The sequence below is a fragment of the Streptomyces sp. NPDC090994 genome, from assembly GCF_044768905.1.
Taxonomy (GTDB): Bacteria; Actinomycetota; Actinomycetes; order Streptomycetales; family Streptomycetaceae; genus Streptomyces.
Genome location: NZ_JBIVWS010000004.1, coordinates 158,174 through 183,583 on the forward strand (window position 1 = coordinate 158,174; position 25,410 = coordinate 183,583).

Here is a 25,410-nt window from a genome sequence, read left to right on the forward strand (position 1 = left end):
ACAAGCGTTTCGGAACGGACGCCTCCCCCATCCGCTCAACCGCCGGAGGCCCCCGCCCCCGCCCGGTCCAGCAACCCCGTCCGGGCCGCCAGTGCCGCCGCCTCCAGTCGGGACCCGACGCCCAGCTTCATCAGCACCCGCTGGACATGGGTCCGCGCGGTCGACGGCGCGATCCCCATCCCCGCCGCGATCAGCCGCGTGTCCTCGCCGTCGGCGACCCGGACCAGGACCTCCAGTTCCCGGGGGGTCAGCAGTTGCAGCAGCCGCTGGCCCTCGTCGTCGGGCTGCGCGGCGGGATTGAGCAGTTCGGCGAAGGCGCCCTGCAGCAACGCGGGGGCCACCGCCGCCTCCCCCGCCCGGGCCTTCATGATCGCTCGCTCGACGCCCTCTATCCGCTCGTCGTGCCGGACGTACCCGGACGCCCCCGACGCGAACGCCGCCGCGATCCCGCGCGGGCTCGGCACCGGCCCCAGGACCAGTACCGCCACCTGCGGCCGGTCCCGCTTGATCCGTACCACCGGGTCGAAGATCCCCGGTTCGGCCGGCGTCGCCGTCCCCATCAGGCACACCTCCGGCGCCCGGCTGATCACCAGCTCCGCCGCCCCCGCGGCCGGAGCCGCCGCGGCCAGCACCCGGTGCCCCCGCAGCTTCAACGCCGAGGCCAACGCCTCGGCGAGCAATCGGTGGTCGTCGACCACCATCAGCCGCACTCCCACTGCAACCCCCCAGTCCCGCCCCACAGTCCCCCGGCACAGTCCCCCGACCTGCCCCCGGAAGCTACACGCTTGTTCGACGTCGCGCTCCCCCTACCGGCGAGAACTGCCCCGGATCACCGAAATTCCTCGCAATACGACCGAGTCAGGCGTCCTCCGCCAGTTCCAGCCAGCGCAGCTCCAACTCGTCCCGCTGACCGGACAGTTCCCGCAGTTCGGCGTCCAGCTCGGCGACCTTCGCGAAGTCCGTGGCGTGCTCGGCGATCCGCGCGTGCAGCGTGCTCTCCTTCTCGGAGATCTTGTCCAACTGCCGCTCGATCTTCTGCAGTTCCTTCTTCGCGGCCCGCTGGTCAGCGGCGCTCCGCTCGGCGGCGGCCTTCTCCACCACCGGCGCGGGCGCCGAGGCCGCCGCGGCCTCCTCCATCCGCTGCCGCCGCTCCAGGTACTCGTCGATGCCGCGCGGCAGCATCCGCAGCGCGCCGTCGCCGAGCAGCGCGTACACCCGGTCCGTGGTCCGCTCCACGAAGAACCGGTCGTGGGAGATGACGATCATCGACCCGGGCCAGCCGTCGAGCAGGTCCTCCAGCTGGGTCAGCGTCTCGATGTCGAGGTCGTTCGTCGGCTCGTCGAGGAACAGCACATTCGGCTCGTCCATCAGCAGCCGCAGGATCTGCAGCCGGCGCCGCTCACCGCCCGACAGGTCCCCGACCGGCGTCCACTGCTTCTCCTTGCCGAAGCCGAACGTCTCGCACAGCTGCCCGGCGGTCATCTCGCGCCCCTTGCCCAGGTCGACGCGTTCCCGCACCTGCTGCACGGCCTCCAGCACCCGCCAGTCCGGGTTCAGCTCGGCGACCTCCTGCGACAGGTAGGCCAGCTTCACCGTCCGGCCGACCTTGATCTGCCCGCCCGCCGGCTGCCGCTCGCCCTCACTGGTGGCGGCCTCCGCGAGCGCCCGCAGCAGCGACGTCTTGCCCGCGCCGTTGACCCCGACCAGACCGATCCGGTCCCCCGGCCCGAGCTGCCAGGTCAGGTGCTTCAGCAGCACCTTCGGACCCGCCTGGACCGTCACGTCCTCCAGGTCGAAGACCGTCTTCCCCAGCCGCGACGACGCGAACTTCATCAGCTCGCTGCTGTCCCGGGGCGGCGGCACGTCCGCGATCAGCTCGTTCGCCGCCTCCACCCGGAACCGCGGCTTCGAGGTCCGCGCGGGCGCCCCGCGCCGCAGCCACGCCAGCTCCTTGCGGACCAGGTTCTGCCGCTTGGCCTCCTCGGTCGCGGCGATCCGCTCCCGCTCGGCGCGGGCGAAGACGTAGTCCGAGTAGCCGCCCTCGTACTCGTAGACGTCACCGCGCTGCACGTCCCACATGCGGGTGCAGACCTGGTCGAGGAACCAGCGGTCGTGGGTGACGCAGACCAGCGCGGAGCGCCGTGCGCTCAGGTGCCGGGCGAGCCAGGAGATGCCCTCGACGTCGAGGTGGTTGGTGGGCTCGTCCAGGACGATCAGGTCCTGCTCGTCGATGAGCAGCTTGGCCAGCGCGATCCGCCGCCGCTCACCACCGGACAGCGGCCCGATGACGGTGTCCAGCCCCTGCGGGAACCCCGGCAGGTCCAGCCCGCCGAACAGTCCCGTCAGCACGTCCCGGATCTTGGCGTTGCCCGCCCACTCGTGGTCGGCGAGGTCACCGATGACCTCGTGCCGCACCGTGGCGGCGGGGTCGAGGGAGTCGTGCTGGGTCAGCACCCCGAGCCGCAGCCCGCCGGAGTGGGTGACCCGGCCGGTGTCGGCCTCCTCCAGCTTGGCGAGCATCCGGATCAGCGTGGTCTTGCCGTCACCGTTGCGGCCCACGACGCCGATGCGGTCCCCCTCGGAGACACCGAGGGACACCCCGTCCAGCAGGGCACGGGTGCCGTACACCTTGCTGACGTTCTCGACATTGACCAGGTTGACGGCCATTTCTCTCCTGACTGGGGGACGATCAGCTTTCAAGCGTAGGCCCTTCGGGAGGCGGGGTGACACGGACAAAGGTCGTCACTCTTTGTAGTGACGCATGTCAGATCGTCCCGCTACCGTGGAGGGCAGGCAGCAGGATCCCGTCCATGGGAGGAACCATGACCGCCGAGTCCGTAGAGCACCGCAGCACCCAGCGCTGGCCGGTGCCTCCCGTGGACGGCTACACCGTGGACGACCTGTTCACACTGCCGGATCTCCCGCCGCACACCGAGCTGATCGACGGGAGCCTGGTTTTCGTGAGTCCGCAGCGCCGTTTCCATTACCTCATGATCAACCTGCTGTTCAACGGGCTGCGCGACTGCCTCGACGAGAGGTACAGCATCGAGCGGGAGATGACCGTCGTCCTGGACGACCGCAATGGCCCGGAACCCGACATCAGCGTCGTCCGGGCCGACGCGGTCACCGGCGTCAACCAAACTCGCTTCCAAGTCGAGGACGTCCTGCTCGCCATCGAAGTCGTCTCCCCCGACTCCGAGTCCCGCGACCGCACGACCAAGCCCCACAAGTACGCCGCCGCCGGCATTCCGCACTTCTGGCGGGTGGAGCAGAGCGGCACGGAGGGCAAGCCCCTCATCCACGTCTACGAACTCGACCCGATGACTCAGGCGTACGTGCACATGGGCATCCACCGCGACCACATCAAGGTCGACAAGCCGCACACCATCGCCATCGACCTGGCCCTCACCTGAGCCTGCTCAGACCACCGTCGCCCCCACCGCCGGCGCCTCCGCCACCCGCACCGTCCCACACGTGCCGGAGGCCCGCAGCACCCCGGCGACGACCGTCGCCGCGTCCGCGTCCCCCGCGAGGAACGCCGTGGTCGGGCCCGAGCCCGAGACGATCGCCGCCAGCGCCCCCGCCGCGCGCCCCGCGGCCAGCGTGTCCGCCAGCTCCGGGAACAGCGACAGCGCGGCCGGCTGGAGGTCGTTGGAGACGGCCACCGCCAGCGCACCGGGGTCGCCGCCCGCGAGGGCGTCGAGCACCGCCTGCGAGGCCACCGGGTCGGGGACGTCCGCCCCCTCGCCCAGCCGGTCGAACTCCCGGAACACCGCCGGCGTCGACAGCCCCCGCTCCGCCATCGCGAACACCCAGTGGAAGGTGCCCCCCACCTTCAGCTCGGTCAGCTTCTCGCCCCGCCCGGTGCCCAGCGCCGCCCCGCCGACCAGGCTGAACGGCACGTCGCTGCCCAGTTCGGCGCAGATCTCCAGCAGCTCGTCACGGGACGCGCCCGTCCCCCACAGCGCGTCGCAGGCGACCAGCGCCGCCGCGCCGTCCGCGCTGCCGCCCGCCATGCCGCCGGCCACGGGGATGTCCTTGTCGATGTGGAGGTGCACGTCGGGGGCGCGGCCGTAGCGCTCGGCGAGGGCGAGCGCGGCGCGGGCGGCGAGGTTGGTGCGGTCCAGGGGCACCTGGTCCGCGCCCGGCCCGTCGCAGGTGACGCGCAGCGCGTCGGCGGGGGTCGCCGTGACCTCGTCGTACAGGCCGACGGCGAGGAAGACGTTGGCCAGGTCGTGGAAGCCGTCGGGGCGGGCCGGGCCCACCGCGAGCTGGACGTTGACCTTGGCGGGGACCCGTACGGTTACGCTCACGTGCTCGCTGCCTTCCGTCACTGCTTGTGTCACTGCTTGTGTTCGGCGATCCGCGCGAACTCTTCCACGGTCAGGGACTCTCCACGCGCCTGCGGCGACACACCCGCGGCGACCAGTGCCGCCTCGGCCGCCGCCGCCGACCCGGCCCACCCGGACAGGGCGGCCCGCAGGGTCTTGCGGCGCTGGGCGAAGGCGGCGTCGACGACGGCGAACACCTCGGCCCGCGACGCGGTCGTGCCCAGCGGCTCCGCGCGCCGCACCAGGGACACCAGTCCGCTGTCGACGTTGGGCGCCGGCCAGAAGACGTTACGCCCGATGGAGCCGGCCCGCTTGACCTCGGCGTACCAGTTGGCCTTCACGGACGGCACGCCGTACACCTTGGAGCCGGGCCCGGCGGCGAGCCGGTCGGCGACCTCCGCCTGGACCATGACGAGGGTGCGTTCCACGCTCGGGAAGGTCTCCAGCATGTGCAGGAGGACGGGGACGGCCACGTTGTACGGCAGGTTGGCGACGAGCGCGGTCGGGGCGGGGCCCGGCAGCTCGGTGACCCGCATGGCGTCGGAGTGGACCAGCGCGAACCGGTCGGCGCGCTCGGGCATCCGGGCCGCGACGGTGGCGGGCAGCGCCGCGGCCAGTACGTCGTCGATCTCGACGGCGGTGACCCGGTCGGCCACCTCCAACAGGGCCAGGGTGAGCGAGCCGAGACCCGGGCCCACCTCGACCACCACGTCGTCGGGGCGGACCTCGGCGGTGCGCACGATGCGGCGGACCGTGTTGGCGTCGATGACGAAGTTCTGGCCGCGCTGCTTGGTGGGGCGGACGCCGAGGGCGGCCGCCAGTTCACGGACGTCGGCGGGGCCCAGCAGGGCGTCTTGCGGGGTGGGGCTGCTCACCCCGCAAGGGTAGCCGGGCCCGCGCGCCCGCCCGTCCCGCCGGTCAGTAGCCGAAGGCCCGCGCCGTGTTCGCCGCCAGCGCGGTCGCCAGCGTGTCCTCGTCGATGCCCCGTACGGCGGCCATCGCGCGCACGGTGACCGGGATCAGGTAGGGCGCGTTGGGCCGCCCCCGGTAGGGCGCCGGGGTCAGGAACGGCGCGTCGGTCTCCACCAGCACCAGCTCCAGCGGGGCCACCGCGAGAGCGTCGCGCAGGTTCTGGGCGTTCTTGAACGTGACGTTGCCGGCGAAGGACATGAAGTAGCCGGCCGCGGCGCAGACCTCGGCCATCTCGGCGTCGCCGGAGTAGCAGTGGAAGACGGTCCGCTCGGGGGCGCCCTCCTCCTTCAGCACCCGCAGGACGTCGGCGTGGGCGTCGCGGTCGTGGATGACCAGCGCCTTGCCGTGCCGCTTGGCGATCTCGATGTGGGCGCGGAAGGAGCGCTCCTGCGCCTCCTTGCCCTCCTCGCCGGTGCGGAAGTAGTCCAGTCCCGTCTCGCCGACGGCCTTGACCTGCGCCAGCGCGGCCAGCCGGTCGATCTCCGCGAGCGCGTCGTCGAGGGCGGCGTCCCCGCCGGGTCCCCGCGCCCCCTGCCGGGACCAGCCGTCGGGGTCGCCGTGGACGATGCGCGGCGCCTCGTTGGGGTGCAGGGCGACGGCGGCGTGGACGTTCTCGTGCGCCGCCGCCGTCTCGGCCGCCCAGCGGGAGCCGGCGAGGTCGCAGCCGACCTGGACGACCGTGGTCACGCCCACGGACGCGGCCTTCGCGAGGCCCTCCTCGACCGTGCCGGACTGCATGTCGAGGTGGGTGTGCGAGTCGGCGACCGGCACCCGCAGGGGCTCGGGCGGCGGGGGCGCCGCGTTCTTGTCGGCTGGGGCGTGGGAAGGCATGCCCCGATCCTACAAACGCCGGTCAGCCCGCCTTGCGGTGCAGGTGCAGGGCGTGCAGCAGGTCGGCGACGTGCCAGTGCCGCCGCTCGGCCACGCCGCCCGCCACCGGTGCCTCGACCGGCCCGGCCTGCCGGGGCACGGCGGCGTACGGCCCGTGCGCCGCGGCCTTCCGCGCCGAGGCCACCCGCCCCGGCCGCATGATCCGTACGACGTGCCCGTCGCAGTTGTGGCAGGTGGGCCGGGAGAGCGGGGAGGGCACGATCCGCCCGTCGGCCAGGTACACCACGGACGTCCGGCCCTGGGCGTCCGTGTGGTGCTCTATCTCGTAGGACTGCTCCCAGCCGCTGCCGCAGCGCATGCAGGCGAAGGAGTACGACTCGTGCACCGTGGTCTCGCTCATACCGACTCCCTAGGTCCGCGGAGGTGGGGCGTGGACGCGTCCCGTTCCTCCAGTGGATGCCCGGATCGGCCCGGAATCCCCAGGGATGTCAAGTGTTGGCGGCGATTTGGCAGACCTTTGCCGAACGGCCGTCCACAGCGGCGCGGGGCTTTGCCTTGCCGACCGCCCGTTTACCGGGCCATGGGACGCCCGCCCCCGCACGCCCCGGCGCCTCACGCCCCCGAGGCCGCCGCCCCGCACGCCCCGGCGCCTCACGCCCCCGAGGCCGCCGCCCCCGCGTTCTTCGCCGCGACCACGGCGTCGAAGACGTCCCGCTTCGGTACGCCCGCCTCGACGGCCACCGCCGCGATGGCCTCCTTGCGCCGCTCCCCCGCCTCCTCGCGCACCCGCACCCGGCGCACCAGCTCCGCCGCGTCGATCTCCCCGGGGCCCGTCTCCGGCGCGCCCTCGACGACGACGGTGATCTCGCCGCGCACGCCCTCGGCCGCCCACGCCGCCAGCTCGCCCAGCGGGCCGCGCTTGATCTCCTCGTACGTCTTGGTCAGTTCCCGGCAGACCGCGGCGCGCCGCTCGCCGCCGAAGACCTCGGCCATCGCGGCGAGGGTGTCGGCGACGCGGTGCGGGGACTCGAAGTAGACGAGCGTGCGGCGCTCGCCCGCGACCTCCCGCAGCCGGCTCAGCCGCTCGCCCGTCCTGCGCGGCGGGAACCCCTCGAAGCAGAACCGGTCCACCGGCAGCCCGGACAGTGCCAGCGCGGTCAGCACGGCGGACGGTCCGGGCACGGCGGTGACCTTGACGCCCCGCTCGACGGCCGCCGCGACCAGCCGGTAGCCGGGGTCGGAGACGGACGGCATCCCGGCGTCGGTCACCAGCACCACCCGCGCGCCGTTCACCAGTTCCTCGACCAGCTCCGGCGTGCGCGCCGCCTCGTTGCCCTCGAAGTACGACACCACGCGCCCCTTGGGCGTCACGCCGAGCCCCTGGGTGAGCCGGCGCAGCCGCCGGGTGTCCTCCGCGGCGACGACATCGGCGGCCGTCAGCTCGTCGGCGAGCCGGGGCGGGGCGTCGGCGAGGTCGCCGATGGGGGTGCCGGCGAGGACCAGGATTCCGGTTGCGACTGTCACGTTTCCATCCTCGCAGGGGCAAGCACGGGACTCGCACAGACCGGTTCCCTACGATGGCGCGGTGACCAGTACAGCGTCGTCCATGGATTCCACGGACACCGGCCAGGACCAGGCGCCGCACGAGAGGCGGCCGCCGTGGCAGCGGCGGCTGCGCCGCTTCGGCTACACGGCCCCCGCCCGCAGCGACGTCCGCGAGCGGCTGGTGCCGCCGTACACGCGGCCCGGCCCCCGGCTGTGGGCCGTCCTCGGCGTGTCCGAGAAGGCCGCCGACCGGCTGGTGCGCTGGTCGGGCTGGGGCGGTCCGCTGCTGGTCACGCTGGTGGCGGGGGTGCTGCGGTTCTGGAACCTGGGCAGCCCGAAGGCGGTGATATTCGACGAGACGTACTACGCCAAGGACGCGTGGGCGCTGATCAACCGCGGTTTCGAGGTCAACTGGGACAAGAACGCCAACGACCTGGTCCTGAACTCCGGCGGGGACGTCACGGTCCCCACGGACGCGTCGTACGTCGTCCATCCGCCGGTCGGCAAGTTCGTGATCGGGGCCGGCGAGTGGCTGTTCGGGTTCGATCCGTTCGGCTGGCGGTTCATGACGGCGCTGCTCGGCACCCTCTCGGTGCTGCTGCTGTGCCGGATCGGCCGCCGCCTGTTGCGCTCCACGTTCCTCGGCTGTCTGGCGGGCGCGCTGCTGGCGCTGGACGGGCTGGCCTTCGTGATGAGCCGGACCGCGCTGCTCGACAGCGTGCTGGTCTTCTTCGTGCTGGCCGCCTTCGGCTGCCTCCTGGTCGACCGGGACCGGGCGCGGGCGAGACTGGCCGCCGCGCTGCCGGTGGACAGCGACGGCCTGGTCCGCCCGGACGCGCGTGTCGCCGAGACCACCCGGCTCGGGTGGCGGCCGTGGCGCTGGGCGGCGGGGCTGATGCTGGGCCTGGCCATCGGCACCAAGTGGAACGGCCTGTACATCATGGTCGCGTTCTGCGTGATGGCGGTGCTGTGGGACGTGGGCGCCCGCCGGGTGGCCGGCGCGGTGCGCCCGCGCACGGCGGTGCTCAAGTACGACCTGGGCCTGGCGTTCCTCGCCACCGTCCCGGTCGCGCTCGTCACCTACCTGGTCTCCTGGACGGCCTGGATCCTCTCCCCGAGCGACGGCACGGGCGGCTACTACCGCGACTGGGCGGCGACCGACGGGAAGAACAGCGACTGGTCGTGGCTGTTCCCGGACTGGTGGCGCAGCCTGTGGCACTACGAGTCGCAGGTCTACGAGTTCCACACCCACCTGACCTCGCCGCACACGTACCAGTCGAACCCGTGGAGCTGGATCGTCCTGGGCCGCCCGGTCTCCTACTTCTACGAGTCGCCCTCGCCCGGCACGGACGGCTGTCCGGCGGACGCGGGCGAGAAGTGCGCCCGCGAGGTGCTGGCGCTGGGCACGCCGGTGCTGTGGTGGCTGGGCTGCTTCGCGCTCCTGTACGTGCTGTGGCGCTGGGCGCTGCGCCGGGACTGGCGCGCGGGCGCCATCGCCTGCGGCGTCGCGGCCGGCTACCTGCCCTGGTTCCTGTACCAGGAGCGCACGATCTTCCTCTTCTACGCCGTGGTCTTCCTGCCGTTCCTGTGCCTGGCGGTGGCGATGCTGCTGGGGGCGGTGATCGGCCGGCCGGGGGCGAGCGAGGCGCGGCGGGTGGGCGGCGTGGTGGCCGCCGGTGTCCTGTTCCTCCTCGTCGCGTGGAACTTCATCTATTTCTGGCCCATCTACACCGGTACGGCGATCCCGATGGAGGACTGGCGGGCGCGGATGTGGCTGGACACCTGGGTGTGACCGGGACCGCCGTGTCTCCGTTCGGCCACCAAACGGAAACAGGCGTACCGCAAGTCACTTGCGGCACATAGAGTGCCAGTGTGACCACTTTCTGAACGCGTTCAACGACGCGTCCGGGAGCTCGATGGGGAGGGGACTGCCGATGGGCAGGGGGATGAAGGCCGCCGTCATCGGCGGAGTGTTCGCCGTGATGGTCGGAGGGGCCGGATACGGCGCGTACAACGTGGTCTCCGCGCTGGGCGGCGGGGACGAGGTGAAGACCGGGCCGCCGAGCGGTGACGAGGTCGCGGAGACGACCGAGAAGTTCTTCGCGGCCTGGGAGGACGGGAAGGCCGACACGGCGGCCTCGTACACCAACGACGACGCCTCGGCCCTGAAGCTGCTGACGGCGTACGCCGAGGACGCCCACATCAGCGGCGTCACCATCACCCCGGGCACGGCGACCGGCACCAAGGTGCCGTTCACCGTGAAGGCGGAGGTGTCGTACCAGGGCGCGACCGAGCCGCTGACGTACAAGAGCCAGTTGAGCGTGGTGCGCGGGAAGACCACCGGGCGGGCGCTGGTCGACTGGGAGCCGTCCGTCGTCCACCCGGAGCTGTCGGCCGACGGCGACACGCTGGTCACCGCCGAGGCGTCGAACCCGCCGATCGAGGCCGTCGACCGGGACGGCAAGGTGCTGACCAAGGAGAAGTACCCCTCGCTCGGCCCGGTCCTGGACACGCTGCGGGAGAAGTACGGCGACCAGGCGGGCGGCGAGCCCGGCATCGAGCTGATGGTCCGGCACGCCTCCCAGGAGGTGGCGGACACCCCGCTGGTGACCCTCACCGAGGGTGAGCCCGGCAAGCTGGAGACGACGCTGAGCGCGGGCGTGCAGGCGGCGGCGGAGAAGGCGGTCGAGGAGTTCGACGAGTCGTCGGTGGTGGCCGTCAAGCCCAGCACCGGTGAGGTGCTGGCGGTCGCCAACCACCGCGCGGACGGCTTCAACGCGGCCTTCCAGGGCCGGGTCGCGCCCGGCTCCACGATGAAGATCATCACCGCGGCGATGCTCATAGACAACGGCGTGACCTCGATGACCGGCGCCGCCCCCTGCCCCGACAAGGCGATCTGGCAGGGTCAGGTCTTCAAGAACCTCACCGGCATGGAGCCCGACGAGTCCGCCACGCTGGCCAACAGCTTCCAGCGGTCCTGCAACACCGCCTTCATCAAGCTCATCGACGAGAAGCCGCTCACCGACTCCTCGCTGACGGAGGAGGCCCAGGAGCGGTTCGGCCTCGGCAAGGACAACTGGAAGACCGGCATCGTCTCCTTCGACGGCAGCGTGCCCGCCTCCACCGGTCCGGACCGGGCGGCCAACGCCATCGGCCAGGGCCAGGTCCAGATGAACCCGCTCAACATGGCGTCGGTGACGGCCACCGCGATCACCGGCACGTTCCGCCAGCCCTACCTGGTCTCGCCCGACCTGGACGACCGCGAGATGGCCACCGCCGAGGGCCTGTCGTCCGAGACGTCGTCCCAGCTCAAGCAGATGATGCGGCTCACCGCCACGCAGGGCACCGCGATGGAGGCGATGTCCGGGCTCGGCGGCGACATCGGCGCGAAGACCGGGTCGGCGGAGGTCGACGGGCAGACCGTGTCCAACAGCTGGTTCACCGGCTTCCGGGGCGACATCGCCGCGGCGGCCATGACGGAGGAGGGCGGCCACGGCGGCGACGCGGCCGGGCCGATCGTCGCGGACGTCCTGCGGGCCGGCGGCTGACCTCACCCGCGCAGGGCGGGACCGAAGACCGTGTGCCGTCGTTGGAAGCGTGACGGCACCGAGGGGAACGGAAAGCAGTGGGCAACAGAAGGCGTGTCGCCGAGCGACGCAACAGCAGGCGGCCCGTCGTGATCGGCGGGGTGATCGCCGCGGTCGTCGCCGGGGCCGGGATCGGCGCCTGGGCGCTGTCCGCCGGCGCGGACGCCGGGGACGACGCGCGCACCACGGCGGCCGGGAAGAACGTGAAGACCGGCCCTCTGTCGGCCACCGAGGTCACCACGGCGGCCGAGCGGTTCCTCACCGCCTGGCAGCGGGGCGAGGTCGCCGAGGCGGCCGCCGCCACCGACGCCACCGCCGCGGCGAAGGCCCTGCTCACCTCGTACGCGAAGGACGCCCGCATCGAGGACGTCACCCTCACCCCGGGCACCCGCAGCGGCGCCGAGGTCCCGTTCTCCGTCAAGGCGACGGTGGTGTACGAGGACGTCCGCAAGGCGCTGGCGTACGACAGTGCCCTGACCGTCGTGCGCCGCGACGGCGACGGCGAACCCCGGGTCGCCTTCACTCCCGCCGTCGTCCACCCCGACCTCGGCGAGGGCGACGAGCTGGTCACCGGGGAGGCCGGGACGCCGCCCGTGAAGGCGGTGGACCGGGACGGCGGCGAGATCACCGCCGTGAAGTACCCGTCGCTGGGCACCGTCCTGGACGGGCTGCGCGAGAAGTACGGCGAGAAGGCGGGCGGCACGGCCGGGATCGAGCTGCGGATCGTGCGCGGCAAGGAGTCGAAGGCGAAGAAGCTCTCCGACAAGACCCTGCTGGAGCTGAGCGAGGGCACGCCGGGCACGGTGAAGACGACCCTCGACCCGGAGCTGCAGACCCTCGCCGAGGCGCAGGTGGAGGAGACCGAGCGGGCGTCCGTCGTCCTCACCCGGGCCTCGACCGGCGAGATCCTCGCGGTCGCCAACAGCGGCCATGGCTTCAACACCGCCTTCCAGGGCTCGCTGGCCCCCGGCTCCACGATGAAGGTCGTCACCTCGTCGCTGCTGATCGAGAAGGGCCTGGCCTCCGCCGACAAGGCGCACCCCTGCCCGAAGTACTTCACCTACGGCGGCTGGAAGTTCCAGAACGACGACAAGTTCTCCATCAAGGGCGGCACCTTCAAGGCGAGCTTCGCCCGCTCCTGCAACACCGCCTTCATCAGCCAGGCCGGGAAGCTCTCCGACGACGACCTGACCAAGCAGGCCCAGGAGGTCTTCGGCCTCGGCATGAACAACTGGGCCATCGGGGTGCCCACCTTCGACGGCTCGGTCCCCGTGCAGAGCGACGCCCAGATGGCGGCGTCCCTCATCGGGCAGGGCGGGGTGCGGATGAACCCGCTGAACATGGCGTCCGTGGCGGCGACCGTGAAGTCCGGCACCTTCCACCAGCCGTACCTGGTCGCCCCGTCGGTGGACGACCGCGAGCTGGCCACCGCCTCCCGCACGATGTCCGCCGGCACCCTCTCCCAGCTGCGCGAGCTGATGGCCTACACGGCCGACTACGGCACGGCGGCGGAGGCGATGGCGGGGGTCGGCGGGGACGCCGGCGCGAAGACCGGCTCGGCGGAGGTCGACGGCCAGAAGAAGCCGAACGGCTGGTTCACCGCCTACCGGGACGATCTCGCCGCGGCGGGCGTGGTGCAGGCCGGCGGCCACGGCGGCGAGACGGCCGGACCGATCGTGGCGGCGCTGCTCAAGGCGGGCGGCTGACGGCTCACGGCGGGCGGCTCGCAAGGCGGGCGGCTGACGGCTCACGGCGGGCGGCTCAAGGCGGGCGGCTCACAAGGCGGGCGGCTGACGGCTGACGGCTCAGCGCGGGACGGGCTGCGCCAGCGCGGGGTTCGCCGCGTACGTCCGGCGCAGGAAGCGCAGCAGGTCGTCCGTGTCGAACTGGACCACCGAGCAGCCGCCCCGCTCCGGGTGGAACTCGACCACGGCCCGCACCCGCCCGCACGGCCACACCCGCACCTCCCCGGTCCCGGCCGGCGCCCGCAGCCCCCGTTCGAGCAGCTCGCGCGCGAAGCGGAACCAGCGCGGGCCGGGCAGTCCTATCCGTACCGACCGGGGGTCGTCCGCGGGGTCGTAGCGCAGCACCGCCGGTACGCAGCGGCCGTCGCCCTCTTCGGGTATGTCCGCGTCGGTGAGCACCTGGACCCGTGCGTACTGTTCGACCACCGACATCGACCGGCTCCTTCACCCTCGGCCCCTCTCCAATGTCCCATATTTCACGCATCACGCCTTTTGAGCTATATACCTGTTATGAGATAAGCCTTTACTTCGCTCTTGCACAGGAGTCGCAACTACTCCTTATCATCGGAAGGTGCACGTACCTGACGGATTCATCAACGCCCCGGTCTCCGCGGTCACCGGAGTCGTCGCCGCCGGCGCCGTGGCGGTCAGTCTGCGCGGCGCGCGGCGGGAACTCGGGGGCACCTCCCGCGCGGGCGAAGCCGAGCGTGGGGGAGAGCGCACGGCCCCGTTGGCCGGCCTCGTCGCGGCGTTCATCTTCGCCGTGCAGATGCTGAACTTCCCGGTCGCCGCGGGAACCAGCGGACACCTCCTCGGCGGGGCCCTGGCCGCGATACTCGTCGGCCCCTGGACCGGAGTCCTGTGCGTCTCCGTCGTCCTCCTCATGCAGGGCATCCTCTTCGCGGACGGCGGCCTGACCGCGCTCGGCGTCAACATCACCGACATGGCGATCGTCACGACGGTCGTCGCCTACGCCGTCTTCCGGGGCCTGCTGAAGGTGCTGCCGCGCACCCGGCGCTCGGTGACCGCCGCCTCGTTCGTCGCGGCGCTGCTCTCCGTCCCGGCCGCCGCCGTCGCCTTCACCCTCGTCTACTGGATCGGCGGCACCACCGACGTCCCGATCGGCAAGGTCGCCACCGCCATGATCGGCGTGCACGTCCTGATCGGCATCGGCGAGGCCGTCATCACCGCGCTGACCGTCGGCGCCGTCATCGCCGTACGCCCGGACCTGGTGTACGGGGCGCGCGGGCTCCAGCAGCGGCTGAAGCTGCGGGTCGGCGGCGAACTGGTCGACGCGCCCGCCGCCGAGCCCGCCCCGGTGGCGGCGCCCCGCTCCCGCCGCACGATCTGGCTCACCGGCCTGGCGGTCTGCGTCGTCCTCGCCGGGTTCGTCAGCTTCTACGCCTCCGCCTCCCCCGACGGCCTGGAGAAGGTCGCCGCCGACCAGGGCATCGACGCCAAGGCCGAGGAGCACGCCGCCGCCGACTCCCCGCTCGCCGACTACGGCGTCAAGGACATCGCCGACGCCCGGCTCTCCGGCGGCCTCGCGGGCGTGATCGGCGTCGGCGTCACGGTCGTCGCGGGCAGCACGGTGTTCTGGGCGCTCCGCCGGCGCCGCACCGCGGACACCTCCCCGACCGGCACGGACGTCTGAGATGGGCGCGGGCCACGCCCACCGGCTCTACCGGCACGGGGACTCCCCCGTGCACGCCCTGCCGCCGCACACCAAGCTCGCCGCGGCCTTCGGCTTCGTGGTCGTCGTGGTGTCCACGCCGCGCGAGGCGATGTGGGCGTTCGGGCTCTACGCGCTGCTGCTCGCGTCGGTCGCCTGCGCGGCCCGCGTCCCGGCCGGCTTCCTGCTGAAGCGGCTGCTGATCGAGGTGCCGTTCGTCGCCTTCGCGGTCCTCATGCCGTTCGTGGCCGAGGGCGACCGGGTCGGCGTACTGGGCCTGTCCCTGAGCGTGAACGGCCTGTGGGGCGCCTGGAACGTCCTGGCCAAGGGCACCCTGGGCGTCGCCACGTCCGTGCTCCTGGCCTCCACCACCGAACTCCGCGCCCTCCTGCTGGGCCTCCAGCGCCTGAGGCTGCCGCCCCTCCTCGTCCAGATCGCGTCCTTCATGATCCGCTACGGCGACGTCGTCACCGACGAGATGCGGCGGATGCGGATCGCCCGGGAGTCGCGCGGCTTCGAGGCGAGCGGGGTACGGCACTGGGGCGTGCTGGCGAAATCCGCCGGGGCGTTGTTCATCCGCTCCTACGAGCGCGGCGAACGCGTCCACCTGGCGATGGTCAGCCGCGGTTACGCCGGTGCGATGCCGGTCATCGACGAGGTGACCGCCTCCCGGGCGCAGTGGTCGTACGCGCTGGCCCTCCCGTGCACCGCGCTGCTGGTCTGTCTGCTGGGATGGGTGCTGTGACTGCTTCCCTGGAGGTCTCCGGCCTCGCCTACGCCTACCCCGACGGGCACCAGGCCCTCTTCGGCGTCGACTTCTCGGTCGCGCGCGGCGAACGGGTCGCGTTGCTCGGCCCCAACGGCGCCGGCAAGACGACCCTCGTGCTCCACCTCAACGGCATCCTGACCGGCGGCGCGGGCACGGTGACGGTGGCCGGGCTGCCCGTGGGCAAGAAGCACATGGCCGAGATCCGGCGCCGGGTCGGCATCGTCTTCCAGGACCCCGACGACCAGCTCTTCATGCCGACGGTCCGGGAGGACGTGGCGTTCGGACCGGCGGCGGCCGGGGTGAAGGGCGCCGCACTGGAGGAACGGGTGGACCGGGCGCTGGCCCGGGTCGGCATGGACGGCTTCCAGGACCGCCCGCCGCACCACCTGTCCTTCGGACAGCGCCGCCGGGTGGCGGTGGCGACGGTCCTCGCCATGGAACCGGAGATCCTCGTCCTGGACGAACCCTCCTCCAACCTGGACCCGGCCTCCCGCCGCGAACTCGCCGACATCCTGCTCTCCCTGGACGTGACCGTCCTGATGGTCACCCACGACCTGCCCTACGCCCTCCAGCTCTGCCCGCGCTCGCTGATCCTCAGCGACGGCGTGATCGCGGCGGACGGCCCGACCGCGGACCTGCTCTCCGACGACGCCCTGATGCGCGCGCACCGCCTGGAACTCCCCTTCGGCTTCGACCCCCGCTCGGTGACGACGGCCTGACGGCGGCGTGACGGCGGCGTGACGGCGGCCACATGAGGAATCGCCCGTGAACGGTGCGTGTTGCACGCACTGTTGTGGGCGAGTGGCAGCGGCAAGGGATGAGGAGCATGGACGTGGCCGTGGACGTGGACGTGGCCGTACGCGGCACAGTGGCCGAGGAGTTCGAACCGGTCAGGGACGCGTTCCTGCGGAACTTCACCACCCTCGGCGACCGGGGCGCCGCCGTCGCCGTCTACCGCGACGGCCGCAAGGTCGTCGACCTGTGGGCCGGCACCCGTGACCTCGACGGCACCGAGCCCTGGCAGCGGGGCACCGCCCAGGTGATCCGCTCGGCCACCAAGGGCGTCGCCGCCGCCGTACCGCTGCTGCTGCACCAGCGCGGCGAACTGGACCTGGACGCGCCGGTGCACACGTACTGGCCGGAGTTCAAGGCGCACGGCAAGGAAGGCGTCCTGGTCCGGCACGTACTGGCCCACCGGGCCGGCCTCCCCGTCCTCGACCGTCCCCTCACCCCCGCCGAGGCGCTCGATCCGCTGCCCGGGACCGAGGCGGTCGCCGCCCAGGCTCCCGTCTGGGAACCCGGCACCGACCACGGCTACCACGCGCTCACCTACGGCTGGCTGCTGGACGGGCTGGTCCGCCGGGTGACCGGCCGCGGCACCGGCGAGTGGATCGCCGACCAGATCGCCCGCCCCCTCGGCCTGGACCTGTGGCTCGGGCTCCCGGCACACGAGGAGGCGGCCGGCCGCGCGGGCCGGACCGGCCGCGTCGAGGACGTGCAGCCGCCGTCCGGGGGCCTGCGCATGCGTCCCAAGCGCTCCGTCACCGCCGCCTACGACGATCCCGGCTCCCTCACCCGCCGCGCCTTCGGCGCGATCACGCCGTTCCCCGACCAGAACGACCCGGCGTACCGGGCGGCGGCGCTGCCCGCCACCAACGGCATCGCGACCGCCGACGCGCTGGCCCGCTTCTACGCCGCGCTGACCGGCGAGGTCGACGGCGTCCGGCTCTTCGACGCCCGGACGCTGGCGGCGGCCCGGGCGCAGGAGTCGGCGGGCCCGGACCGGGTCCTCGTCGTCGGCACCCGTTTCGGCCTGGGCTACATGCTGCACGGCAGCGCGTCCCCGTTCCTCGCCCCCGGCTCCTTCGGGCATCCGGGCCGCGGCGGCGCGCTCGGCTTCGCCGACCCGGAGTCGGGCATCGCCTTCGGCTACGTCACCAACGGCTTCCGCAAGACCGTGACGGCGGACCCGCGGGCGCAGGCCCTGGTCCGGGCGGTACGGACGGCGCTGGACGCCGGGCGCTGACTTCCGGACCCGGGCGCTGACACCCGGACCGGACGCTGACACCCGGACCGGGTGCTCAGACGTGGATCGGGTGCGACACCCTCCCCGACGCCTCGTCGATCTCCCCGTGCGCCTTGTCGAGCAGCCGCATCGCCAGCTCGTTCAGCGCCCGCGCCGCGGCGACCTCCTCACCGACCCGGGGCTGCCGGGCGTCGGCGCGGTGCCTGCTGGCATGCCCGTGCGCCCGTACCTCCGTACCGTCCGACAGCCGCACCATCGCGACCGCCCGCGTATGCCGATCGTCCTCCGTGAACTCGACCTCTACATGCCATCCGACCGGTGTGGGCATCATGTCGTTCACCTCCGTGGGCCCCTCTTTCCAGGGTGCTACCGACGGGAGTGTTCGCGCACGTCCACGAGGGTCGCTCCGGCGTGGGTGACGAGGTCCCGCGGGGCCATGGGGAAGACGGTGTACGGGGTGCCGGCGGCGGCCCAGACCGTCTCGTGGGCGAGCAGGGAGCGGTCGGCGAGGACGCGGGTGCGGGTGCGGTGGCCGAAGGGCGGAACGCCGCCGATGGCGTACCCGGTGGTCTCCCGTACGACGTCGGCCTTGGCGCGGGTGACCTGCTCGGCGCCGAGTTCCTCGCGGACCCGGTCCACGTCGACGCGGGAGGCGCCGTCCATGAGGACCAGCACGGGGACGCCGTCCGCCGCGAAGATCAGCGACTTGCAGATCTGGCTCAGCTCGCAGCCGATCGCCGCGGCGGCCTCGGCGGCGGTGCGGGTGGCTTCCGGGAAGCGCCGGACCCGGCCGTTGAGGTCGTCGAGCCCCATGTCGCGCAGGGCGGCGGCGAAGCGGGGGTGGGCGTCGGGAGTGTCGTCGGTCGTCGTCATGGCGGCACGGTAGCGAGTGCCGGGCGTGACGGGCGACCGGGTTGTCCGGTGGCCGGCACGGCCGCTCACGACGTACGAGAGCCGCTCACGGCGTACGTACGGGGGGACGAGGAAGCCGGTGAGGGCCACCCGTCCCCACGGGACCCTCACCGGCTGGTCTCACTCGGCCACGCGGTGTCAGGCGCGCGCCAGTTCCTTGTCCTCGTCGGGGTCCTTGCGGCCGTCGGACAGGGTCTTCAGGCCCTCGCCCTCGACGTCCACGTTGGGCAGCGCGCGGTCCAGCCACTTCGGCAGCCACCAGGCGCGCTTGCCGAGCAGGGCGAGTACCGCCGGGACGATGGCCATGCGGACGACGAACGCGTCGAAGAAGACCGCGATCGCGAGGCCGAAGCCGATCATCTTGACCATGGACTCGCTGGAACCGATGAAGCCCGCGAAGACCGCCATCATGATGACCGCGGCGGCGGTGACGACCCGTGCGCCGTGCTTGAAGCCGGTGACGATCGCTTCGCCGGGCTGCTCGCCGTGGACGTACGCCTCCCGCATGCGGGTCACGAGGAAGACCTCGTAGTCCATGGCCAGGCCGAAGACCACGCCGACCATGAAGATCGGCATCATCGACATGACCGGGCCGGTCTCCTCGACGCCCATCAGGCCGGCCAGCCAGCCCCACTGGAAGACCGCGACCACGGCGCCCAGGGCCGCCAGCACGCTCAGCAGGAAGCCGAGGGCCGCCTTCAGCGGGACCAGGATCGAGCGGAAGACCACGATCAGGAGGAGGAAGGCCAGGCCGACGACCAGGACCAGGTACGGAATCAGCGCGTCGTTCAGCTTCTCGCTGACGTCGATGTTCATCGCCGTGGAGCCGGTGACCAGGGTCTGCGCCCCGGTGTCCGCCTCGACGCCGGCCCCCGCGTCGCGGATGCCGTGCACCAGGTCCTCGGTTTCGACGGAGGACGGCTTGGAGTCGGGGATCACGGTGATGGTCGCCGTGTCGCCCGCCTTGTTCGGCGCCGCGGGGGTCACCGTGACGACGCCGTCGAGCTTCTTGATCTCGTCGGACACCTCGGTGAACGCGCCCTGCGCGTCGTCGCTGCCCTTGGCGTCCACCACGACCATCAGCGGTCCGTTGAAGCCGGGCCCGAAGCCCTCGGACAGCAGGTCGTAGGCGCGGCGCTGGGTGGTGGAGGTCGGCTGGGAGCCGTCGTCACCCAGGCCCAGTTCGAGGGAGCCCGCCGGGACGGCCGCCGCGCCGAGGCCGACGATGCCCAGGAGGAGGACGGCGACCGGGCGGCGGACGACGAAGCGGGCCCAGCGGGTGCCCATGTTGGGCTTGTCCTGCCGCTGGTCGCGCTCGGCGCGGGCACCGCCCAGGAACTTGCTCTTGGCGCCGGCCGGCTTGACCCTGCGGCCCGCGTGACCGAGCAGCGCCGGGACCATGGTGAGCGCGATGAGGACCGCGATGGCGACCGTGCCGGCCGCCGCGACGCCCATCTTGGTCAGCATCGGGATGTTGACGACCGCCAGGCCGACCAGGGCGATGACGACGGTGAGGCCGGCGAAGACCACCGCCGAGCCGGCGGTGCCGACGGCCCGGCCGGCCGCCTCCTCGCGTTCGCGTCCCTCGGCGAGTTCGGCCCGGTAGCGGGAGACGATGAACAGGGCGTAGTCGATGCCGACCGCGAGGCCGATCATCATCGCCAGGATGGAGGTGGTGGAGCCCAGTTCCAGGGCGCTGGCCAGGGCGGTGATGGAGGAGACGCCGATGCCGACGCCGATGAGCGCGGTGAGCAGCGGCAGTCCGGCCGCGACCAGGGAGCCGAAGGTGATGACGAGGACGACGGCGGCGACCGCGATGCCGATGATCTCCGTCGAGCCGGTCTCCGGGACGGCCTGGAGCGCGTCACCGCCGATCTCGACGGTCAGCCCGGCGTCCCGCGCCTGCTGGGCGGCGTCCTCCAGGGCCTCCTTGCCGGCCTCCTCCAGTTCCATGCCGGAGACGTCGTACGTCACCGACGTATAGGCGATGGTGCCGTCCTCGCTGACGGTGTCGGCCTCGTAGGGGTCGGCGACGGAGGTGACCTGGGAGCCGTCGGAGAGTTCGTCGACGGCCTTGAGGACGGTCGCCTTGTTGTCGGCGTCCGTCATCTTCTCGCCGTCGGGTGCCTTGAAGACGACGCGTGCGGTCGCCCCGTCGGCGCTCTGGCCGGGGAAGCGCTGTTCCAGCAGGTCGAAGGCCTTCTGGGCCTCGGTGCCGGGAATGGAGAAGGAGGAGTTGCCGGCGGACGGGGCGCTGGCCGCGCCGATGCCGGCGACGGCGAGCAGCGCGACCCAGATCAGGGCGACGAAATGCCGTCGCCGGAAGGCGAGGCGGCCGAGTTTGTAGAGGAACGTGGCCACGAGGGCGTACTCCCGGTCATGTCGTGGAGTGATTCAGGGCAGGGGTGATCAGCCCGGCGACGTGAGCGGTGACGTCAGGTGGGGGCTTGCAGGAGGGGAGGTGTCAGGAGGCGGAGACGCCGAGGGCGGGGAGGATCACGGCGTCGATGTAGGAGGCGAGGAAGGCCCGGGTGGGTGGCTGTTCGTCCAGCAGTACGGTCGTGGCGTAGCCGCCGACCATCATGTGGACGAGGAAGTCCAGGGCCGGGCAGTCCGGTCTGATCTCCCCCCGGTCGACGGCGCGTTGCAGCACGCGCCGGAACTCGGCCATCTCGGGTTCGATCAGCTGGTCCCGGAACGCCTGGCGCAGGTCCGGGTTGCGGTGCAGGGCCATGGCGACGCCCCGCAGCAGCGCGGAGTTCTGTTCCATGGCGCAGTCGTCCTCGCGGGTCAGCAGACAGTGCAGGTCACCGCGGAGCGACCCGGTGTCGATGTCGGCGATCTTTCCCGGCTTGTCGTGCCGGATGGCCTTGACGACCAGTTCGGCCTTGCCGCCCCACTGGCGGTAGAGCGTGGCCTTGCTGGACCGCGTACGGGCGGCCACGGCGTCCATGGTGAGGGCGTCGTAACCGACTTCGCGGAGCAGGTCGAGCACGGCCCCGTACAGCTCGGCCTCGCGCTCGGGAGTGATCCGGCTGCGGCGCGCCGTCGCGGCCTCGGCCATCTCCCTCACTCCCTCCTCCGTGACGGTCACGGTCGTGAACGGTCATGAACGGTCATGGACAACACGGTCTGCTTGTGTGTCGAAGATAACCCATCCCCGCTAGCGAAACGAAACGGTTTCGTACGTGTCCTCGGTCACGGTTGTCAGTTCCCTGTAAGGCCGCCGCCCGCGCCCCGTCACGAGTTGCTGCGCCACGGTCCCCGGAAAAGCATGGACAGGGTGAGCTATCTGCGTTTTCCGCATCTCCACGCCGGCCTGCTGTGCTTCGTGGCCGAGGACGACCTCTGGCTGGCGTCGCCGGCCGACCCGGGCCGCGCCCGGCGGCTCACCGTCGACCGCACCAAGGTCTCCCACCCCCGCTTCTCGCCCGACGGCCGCCACATCGCGTACACGAGCTGGCGCAGCCTCCTGCCGGAGGTGCACCTGGTGCCCGTGACGGGCGGTCCGGGGCGGCAGCTCACCCACTGGGGCTCGCTGGACACCCGGGTCTGCGGCTGGGCGCCGCCGGACGAGGACGGCCGGTCCGCCGTGCTCGCCGTCACCTCGCAGGGCGAGCCGTTCTCCCATCTGACCTGGGCGTACAAGATCTCCTGCGACGGCGATCCCGGCCGCAAGCTGCCCTGGGGGCCGGTCTCCGACCTCCAGGCCGCCGAGGTCGACGGCGAGCGCAGGACCCTCCTGCTCACCGGCACCCCGCCGCACGAACCCGCCGCCTGGAAGCGCTACCGGGGCGGCGCCACCGGCCGCCTCTGGCTGCACGGGCAACGGCTGCTGGAGGGCCTGGACGGCCATCTGCACTCCCCCATGTTCGTCGGCGGCCGGATCGCCTTCCTCTCCGACCACGAGGGCGTCGGCAACCTGTACTCGTGCGCGTACGACGGCTCCGGCCTGCGCCGCCACACCGACCACGACGCCTTCTACGCCCGGCACGCGGCGAGCGACGGCACCCGCGTGGTCTACCAGTGCGCGGGCGAGCTGTGGATCGTCGACGACCTCGCGCCGGACTCGGTGCCGCGCCGGCTCGACGTACGGCTGGACGGTGCGCGGGCAGGACGGCGTACGTACCAGGTGCCCGCCGCCCAGCACGTGGCCGGCGTCTCCGTGGACGAGACGGGGCGGGCCAGCGCGGTGGTGGTGCGCGGCAGCCTGTACTGGCTCACCCACCGGGACGGTCCGGCCCGCACCCTCGCCGACACCCCGGGGGTACGGGTGCGGCTGCCGGAGATGCTCGGCGCCAGCGGGCGGGTCGCCTACGTCACGGACGCCGAGGGCGAGGACGCCGTCGAGATCGCCCACCTGCCGCGCGCCACCGGGGGGCGGGCACCTAGGCGGCTGGCCTCCGGGCAGCTCGGCCGCGTCCTGGAGACGGTCTCCGACCCCCAGGGCGAACGCCTGGCCCTCGCCACGCATGACGGGCGGCTCCTGCTGCTCGATGTCTCCGACACGGAGGCGGGGGCGGAGGCGGAGGCGGCAGCCGGGGCGGGGGCGGGGTCCGGTGTGGGGGCCGACGCGGGGGCCGACGGGACGGGGACCGGGACCGAGACGGGGACCGGGACCGGGACGGGGACCGGGACGGAGCCCAACGGTACGGAGCCCAACGGTACGGAGCCCGGTGCGGGGCCGGACGCCGGGACCGGCTCCGGCTCCGGCTCCGGCTCCGGCTCCGGCGCGGAGACCCACGGCCTCACCGAGCTGATCCGCTCCGTCAACGGTCCCGTGCGCGACCTCGCCTTCTCCCCGGACGGGTGCTGGCTGACCTGGTCCCACCCCGGCATCGGCCGCACCCTCCGGCAGATCAAGATGGCCCGGATCGGCGGCCGGGCGGACGGCCCCGTCGTCATCGACGTCACCGACGGCCGCTTCGAGGACGAGAACCCCGTCTTCACCCGCGACGGCCGCTACCTCGCCTTCCTGTCCTGGCGCGGCTTCGACCCGGTCTACGACGTGCACACCGGCGACCTCTCCTTCCCGCTGGGCTGCCGCCCCTACCTGGTCCCGCTCTCCTCGGCCACCCCCTCCCCCTTCGCGCTGAACCCGGAGGGCCGCCCGGCCGCCGGCGGACTGGACCCGGTGGAGGAGGGGACCGGCGAGGGCGGCGCGGTGACCGTCGAGGTGGAGGGCCTGGCCAGCAGGGTGACGCCGTTCCCGGTCACCGCGTCCAAGTACTCGGCGCTGCACCCGGTGGACGGCGGCGGACTGGTCTGGCTGCGCTGGCCGATCTCCGGCGCGCTCGGCGAGACCTTCGCCAACCCGAACGACCCCAGCGAACGGCCCACGCTGGAGCACTTCAGCCTCGCCAAGGCACGCAAGTCCGAACTCGTCGACCACCTGGACTGGTTCTCGGTCAGCGGCGACGGCACCCGGCTCGTCGTCCTCGACGAGGGCGACCTGCGCGCCGTACCCGCCACCGAGCCCGGCGACGGCGACTCGACCACCTGGATCGACGCCCGCCGCATCCTGCACCAGGTGGACCCGGGCGCCGAGTGGCGGCAGGCGTACGCGGAGGCCGGCCGGCTGACCCGTGCCTTCTTCTGGGAACCGGGCATGTGCGGCATCGACTGGGACGCGGTGCTGGCCCAGTACCGCCCGCTGGTGGAGCGGGTCGCCACCCCGGACGACTTCGCCGACCTGCTGCGCGAGGTCCTGGGCGAGCTGGGCACCTCGCACGCCTACGTCGCCGCCGCCCGCCGCAACGAGGGCCCGGCGCACTACCAGCGCCTCCAGGGCCTGCTGGGCGCCGACTTCACCTGCCGGGACGGCCGCTGGACCGTGCGGCGGGTGCTGCCCGGCGACTCCTCCGACTCCAAGGCCCGCTCCCCGCTGGCCGGCACCGGCATCCGCGAGGGCGCCGCCCTCACCCACGTCGACGGCCGCCCCGTGGACCCGGCCGCCGGGCCCTTCCCCCTGCTGGCGGGCGCGGGCGGCACGACGGTGGAGCTGACCTTCGTACCGGCCGAGGACGGCCCCGCCCGCCGGGTCGCCGTCGTCCCGCTCGTCGACGACCGGCCGCTGCGCTACCAGGACTGGGTGGCCAAACGCCGGGAGGTGGTACGGGAGTTGAGCGGCGGGCGGTGCGGCTACCTGCACATCCCGGACATGGGCGGCTCGGGCTGGGCGCAGTTCAACCGGGACCTGCGGATGGAGGTGTCCCGGCCCGCGCTGATCGTGGACGTGCGCGGCAACGCGGGCGGGCACATCAGCGAGCTGGTGGTGGAGACGCTGAGCCGCACCATCCTGGGCTGGGACCTGACGAGGAACGCGCAGCCGGTGTCGTACGCCTCCAACGCACCGCGCGGGCCGGTCGTGGCGCTGGCGGACGAGGCGACCTCCTCCGACGGCGACATGATCACGGCGGCGTTCAAGCTGCTGGGGCTGGGGCCGGTGGTCGGGCAGCGCACCTGGGGCGGGGTGGTCGGCATGACCGGCCGGCACCGCCTCGGCGACGGCACGGTGATCACGGTGCCGATGAACGCGGCCTGGTTCGACGCGTACGGCTGGTCGGTGGAGAACCGGGGCGTCGACCCCGACGTGCCGGCCCTGCGCACCCCGCTGGACTGGGCCGAGGGCCGCTACCCGGTGCTGGACGAGGCGGTCCGGCTGGCGCTGCGGCTGCTGGAGACCGAGCCGCCCGCCACCCCGCCCGGCCTCCACGACGTACCGGACCGCTCCCGTCCGCCGCTGCCGCCCCGCGAGCAGGGCCGGGCATGAAGGGGCGCCCCCCGTCCGGAACGGGGGGCGCCTTCACGGCCGTCAGCGGCGCGTCAGGCTTCGCGGTCCCGGCGGGAACGCTCCGACGGCTCCTGGTGCAGCGGCTGGTCCAAGCCCTCGTCGTCGTCCCGACGACCCGCACGGTCCTGCATCCGGTCGCGGGCCTGCTCGGCCTTCTGCCGGCCCTGCTGCTGCATCCGCTCGGCCTTCTCCTGGAACTGGTCCTTCATACCCATGTGGGTTCACTC

The 25,410-nt window shown here is 72.8% G+C and carries 22 protein-coding genes; 9 read left to right on the plus strand and 13 right to left on the minus strand.

Annotated features, from left to right (window positions below; genetic code table 11):
* Positions 1-35: 35 nt before the first annotated feature.
* Complete coding sequence (locus ACIQR3_RS10830) at positions 36-716, minus strand: LuxR C-terminal-related transcriptional regulator (protein ID WP_403537112.1); 681 nt, start codon at positions 714-716, stop codon at positions 36-38.
* 142 nt (positions 717-858) lie between these two features.
* Positions 859-2,667, minus strand: a complete 1,809-nt coding sequence (locus ACIQR3_RS10835) for an ABC-F family ATP-binding cassette domain-containing protein (protein ID WP_403537115.1) — start codon at positions 2,665-2,667, stop codon at positions 859-861.
* 155 nt (positions 2,668-2,822) lie between these two features.
* On the opposite strand from ACIQR3_RS10835, the gene ACIQR3_RS10840 reads away from it, so the two are divergent.
* Positions 2,823-3,413: a Uma2 family endonuclease gene (locus ACIQR3_RS10840; RefSeq protein ID WP_403537781.1), complete on the plus strand. Its 591-nt coding sequence runs from the start codon at positions 2,823-2,825 to the stop codon at positions 3,411-3,413.
* Between the two features lie 6 nt (positions 3,414-3,419).
* On the opposite strand, the gene ACIQR3_RS10845 is transcribed toward ACIQR3_RS10840, so the two are convergent.
* The 5 genes from ACIQR3_RS10845 to rsmI all read right to left on the minus strand — a co-directional run bounded on the left by ACIQR3_RS10845 (position 3,420) and on the right by rsmI (position 7,658).
* Complete coding sequence (locus tag ACIQR3_RS10845) at positions 3,420-4,313, minus strand: 4-(cytidine 5'-diphospho)-2-C-methyl-D-erythritol kinase (protein ID WP_403537118.1); 894 nt, start codon at positions 4,311-4,313, stop codon at positions 3,420-3,422.
* A 29-nt stretch (positions 4,314-4,342) separates the two neighbouring features.
* Entirely contained in the window at positions 4,343-5,206 is an 864-nt protein-coding gene (gene rsmA, locus ACIQR3_RS10850; RefSeq protein WP_403537120.1) for a 16S rRNA (adenine(1518)-N(6)/adenine(1519)-N(6))-dimethyltransferase RsmA, read from the minus strand.
* A gap of 43 nt (positions 5,207-5,249) precedes the next feature.
* On the minus strand, positions 5,250-6,134 hold the full coding sequence (locus ACIQR3_RS10855; protein ID WP_403537122.1) for a TatD family hydrolase: 885 nt from the start codon (positions 6,132-6,134) through the stop codon (positions 5,250-5,252).
* A gap of 22 nt (positions 6,135-6,156) precedes the next feature.
* Positions 6,157-6,534, minus strand: coding sequence for a hypothetical protein (locus ACIQR3_RS10860; RefSeq protein WP_403537125.1), 378 nt, complete (start codon positions 6,532-6,534; stop codon positions 6,157-6,159).
* A 251-nt stretch (positions 6,535-6,785) separates the two neighbouring features.
* Complete coding sequence (gene rsmI / locus ACIQR3_RS10865; RefSeq protein ID WP_403537128.1) at positions 6,786-7,658, minus strand: 16S rRNA (cytidine(1402)-2'-O)-methyltransferase; 873 nt, start codon at positions 7,656-7,658, stop codon at positions 6,786-6,788.
* 61 nt (positions 7,659-7,719) lie between these two features.
* Here rsmI and ACIQR3_RS10870 point away from each other — a divergent pair, with 61 nt between their 5' ends.
* The 3 genes from ACIQR3_RS10870 to ACIQR3_RS10880 all read left to right on the plus strand — a co-directional run bounded on the left by ACIQR3_RS10870 (position 7,720) and on the right by ACIQR3_RS10880 (position 12,972).
* Complete coding sequence (locus tag ACIQR3_RS10870) at positions 7,720-9,471, plus strand: dolichyl-phosphate-mannose--protein mannosyltransferase (RefSeq protein WP_403537131.1); 1,752 nt, start codon at positions 7,720-7,722, stop codon at positions 9,469-9,471.
* 142 nt (positions 9,472-9,613) lie between these two features.
* Positions 9,614-11,227 carry a penicillin-binding transpeptidase domain-containing protein gene (locus ACIQR3_RS10875; protein ID WP_403537133.1) on the plus strand — a complete coding sequence of 538 codons (1,614 nt, stop codon included), beginning with the start codon at positions 9,614-9,616 and terminating at the stop codon, positions 11,225-11,227.
* 77 nt (positions 11,228-11,304) lie between these two features.
* Complete coding sequence (locus ACIQR3_RS10880) at positions 11,305-12,972, plus strand: penicillin-binding transpeptidase domain-containing protein (RefSeq protein ID WP_403537136.1); 1,668 nt, start codon at positions 11,305-11,307, stop codon at positions 12,970-12,972.
* A gap of 99 nt (positions 12,973-13,071) precedes the next feature.
* On the opposite strand, the gene ACIQR3_RS10885 is transcribed toward ACIQR3_RS10880, so the two are convergent.
* On the minus strand, positions 13,072-13,443 hold the full coding sequence (locus tag ACIQR3_RS10885; protein WP_403537139.1) for an SsgA family sporulation/cell division regulator: 372 nt from the start codon (positions 13,441-13,443) through the stop codon (positions 13,072-13,074).
* A 139-nt stretch (positions 13,444-13,582) separates the two neighbouring features.
* Between ACIQR3_RS10885 and ACIQR3_RS10890 the strand changes: the two genes are divergently transcribed.
* The 4 genes from ACIQR3_RS10890 to ACIQR3_RS10905 all read left to right on the plus strand — a co-directional run bounded on the left by ACIQR3_RS10890 (position 13,583) and on the right by ACIQR3_RS10905 (position 17,478).
* Positions 13,583-14,665, plus strand: a complete 1,083-nt coding sequence (locus ACIQR3_RS10890; RefSeq protein ID WP_403537142.1) for an energy-coupling factor ABC transporter permease — start codon at positions 13,583-13,585, stop codon at positions 14,663-14,665.
* 1 nt (position 14,666) lies between these two features.
* Positions 14,667-15,428, plus strand: coding sequence for a cobalt ECF transporter T component CbiQ (gene cbiQ / locus ACIQR3_RS10895; RefSeq protein WP_403537145.1), 762 nt, complete (start codon positions 14,667-14,669; stop codon positions 15,426-15,428).
* On the plus strand, positions 15,416-16,171 hold the full coding sequence (locus ACIQR3_RS10900; RefSeq protein ID WP_403537148.1) for an energy-coupling factor ABC transporter ATP-binding protein: 756 nt from the start codon (positions 15,416-15,418) through the stop codon (positions 16,169-16,171). The genes cbiQ and ACIQR3_RS10900 overlap by 13 nt, the downstream gene beginning before the upstream one ends.
* Before the next feature lie 131 nt (positions 16,172-16,302).
* Positions 16,303-17,478, plus strand: coding sequence for a serine hydrolase domain-containing protein (locus tag ACIQR3_RS10905; protein ID WP_403537783.1), 1,176 nt, complete (start codon positions 16,303-16,305; stop codon positions 17,476-17,478).
* 55 nt (positions 17,479-17,533) lie between these two features.
* Here the strand turns inward: ACIQR3_RS10905 and ACIQR3_RS10910 are convergent, their stop codons facing one another.
* From ACIQR3_RS10910 to ACIQR3_RS10925, 4 genes are all read right to left on the minus strand, one after another.
* On the minus strand, positions 17,534-17,809 hold the full coding sequence (locus ACIQR3_RS10910) for a DUF1876 domain-containing protein (protein WP_403537150.1): 276 nt from the start codon (positions 17,807-17,809) through the stop codon (positions 17,534-17,536).
* A 35-nt stretch (positions 17,810-17,844) separates the two neighbouring features.
* Positions 17,845-18,351, minus strand: coding sequence for a YbaK/EbsC family protein (locus ACIQR3_RS10915; protein ID WP_403537153.1), 507 nt, complete (start codon positions 18,349-18,351; stop codon positions 17,845-17,847).
* Between the two features lie 177 nt (positions 18,352-18,528).
* The gene (locus ACIQR3_RS10920) at positions 18,529-20,751 is read right to left on the minus strand and encodes an MMPL family transporter (RefSeq protein WP_403537156.1); all 2,223 of its coding nucleotides are present in this window, start codon (positions 20,749-20,751) and stop codon (positions 18,529-18,531) included.
* 103 nt (positions 20,752-20,854) lie between these two features.
* A complete protein-coding gene (locus ACIQR3_RS10925; RefSeq protein WP_403537785.1) occupies positions 20,855-21,454 on the minus strand; it encodes a TetR/AcrR family transcriptional regulator in 600 nt (199 codons plus the stop codon).
* A 210-nt stretch (positions 21,455-21,664) separates the two neighbouring features.
* On the opposite strand from ACIQR3_RS10925, the gene ACIQR3_RS10930 reads away from it, so the two are divergent.
* A complete protein-coding gene (locus ACIQR3_RS10930; RefSeq protein ID WP_403537158.1) occupies positions 21,665-25,162 on the plus strand; it encodes a S41 family peptidase in 3,498 nt (1,165 codons plus the stop codon).
* 53 nt (positions 25,163-25,215) lie between these two features.
* On the opposite strand, the gene ACIQR3_RS10935 is transcribed toward ACIQR3_RS10930, so the two are convergent.
* Positions 25,216-25,398, minus strand: a complete 183-nt coding sequence (locus tag ACIQR3_RS10935; protein ID WP_403537161.1) for a hypothetical protein — start codon at positions 25,396-25,398, stop codon at positions 25,216-25,218.
* Between the last annotated feature and the right edge of the window lie 12 nt (positions 25,399-25,410).

What these genes read in the sequence shown, in the direction of transcription:
- ACIQR3_RS10835 (WP_403537115.1), bottom strand. Translation starts at nt 2,667, where the DNA reads ATGGCCGTCAACCTGGTCAATGTCGAGAACGTCAGCAAGGTGTACGGC.
- ACIQR3_RS10840 (WP_403537781.1), top strand. Translation starts at nt 2,823, where the DNA reads ATGACCGCCGAGTCCGTAGAGCACCGCAGCACCCAGCGCTGGCCGGTG.
- ACIQR3_RS10855 (WP_403537122.1), bottom strand. Translation starts at nt 6,134, where the DNA reads ATGCCTTCCCACGCCCCAGCCGACAAGAACGCGGCGCCCCCGCCGCCC.
- ACIQR3_RS10860 (WP_403537125.1), bottom strand. Translation starts at nt 6,534, where the DNA reads ATGAGCGAGACCACGGTGCACGAGTCGTACTCCTTCGCCTGCATGCGC.
- ACIQR3_RS10875 (WP_403537133.1), top strand. Translation starts at nt 9,614, where the DNA reads ATGGGCAGGGGGATGAAGGCCGCCGTCATCGGCGGAGTGTTCGCCGTG.
- ACIQR3_RS10885 (WP_403537139.1), bottom strand. Translation starts at nt 13,443, where the DNA reads ATGTCGGTGGTCGAACAGTACGCACGGGTCCAGGTGCTCACCGACGCG.
- cbiQ (WP_403537145.1), top strand. Translation starts at nt 14,667, where the DNA reads ATGGGCGCGGGCCACGCCCACCGGCTCTACCGGCACGGGGACTCCCCC.
- ACIQR3_RS10900 (WP_403537148.1), top strand. Translation starts at nt 15,416, where the DNA reads ATGGGTGCTGTGACTGCTTCCCTGGAGGTCTCCGGCCTCGCCTACGCC.
- ACIQR3_RS10910 (WP_403537150.1), bottom strand. Translation starts at nt 17,809, where the DNA reads ATGATGCCCACACCGGTCGGATGGCATGTAGAGGTCGAGTTCACGGAG.
- ACIQR3_RS10915 (WP_403537153.1), bottom strand. Translation starts at nt 18,351, where the DNA reads ATGACGACGACCGACGACACTCCCGACGCCCACCCCCGCTTCGCCGCC.
- ACIQR3_RS10925 (WP_403537785.1), bottom strand. Translation starts at nt 21,454, where the DNA reads ATGGCCGAGGCCGCGACGGCGCGCCGCAGCCGGATCACTCCCGAGCGC.
- ACIQR3_RS10930 (WP_403537158.1), top strand. Translation starts at nt 21,665, where the DNA reads ATGGACAGGGTGAGCTATCTGCGTTTTCCGCATCTCCACGCCGGCCTG.
- ACIQR3_RS10935 (WP_403537161.1), bottom strand. Translation starts at nt 25,398, where the DNA reads ATGGGTATGAAGGACCAGTTCCAGGAGAAGGCCGAGCGGATGCAGCAG.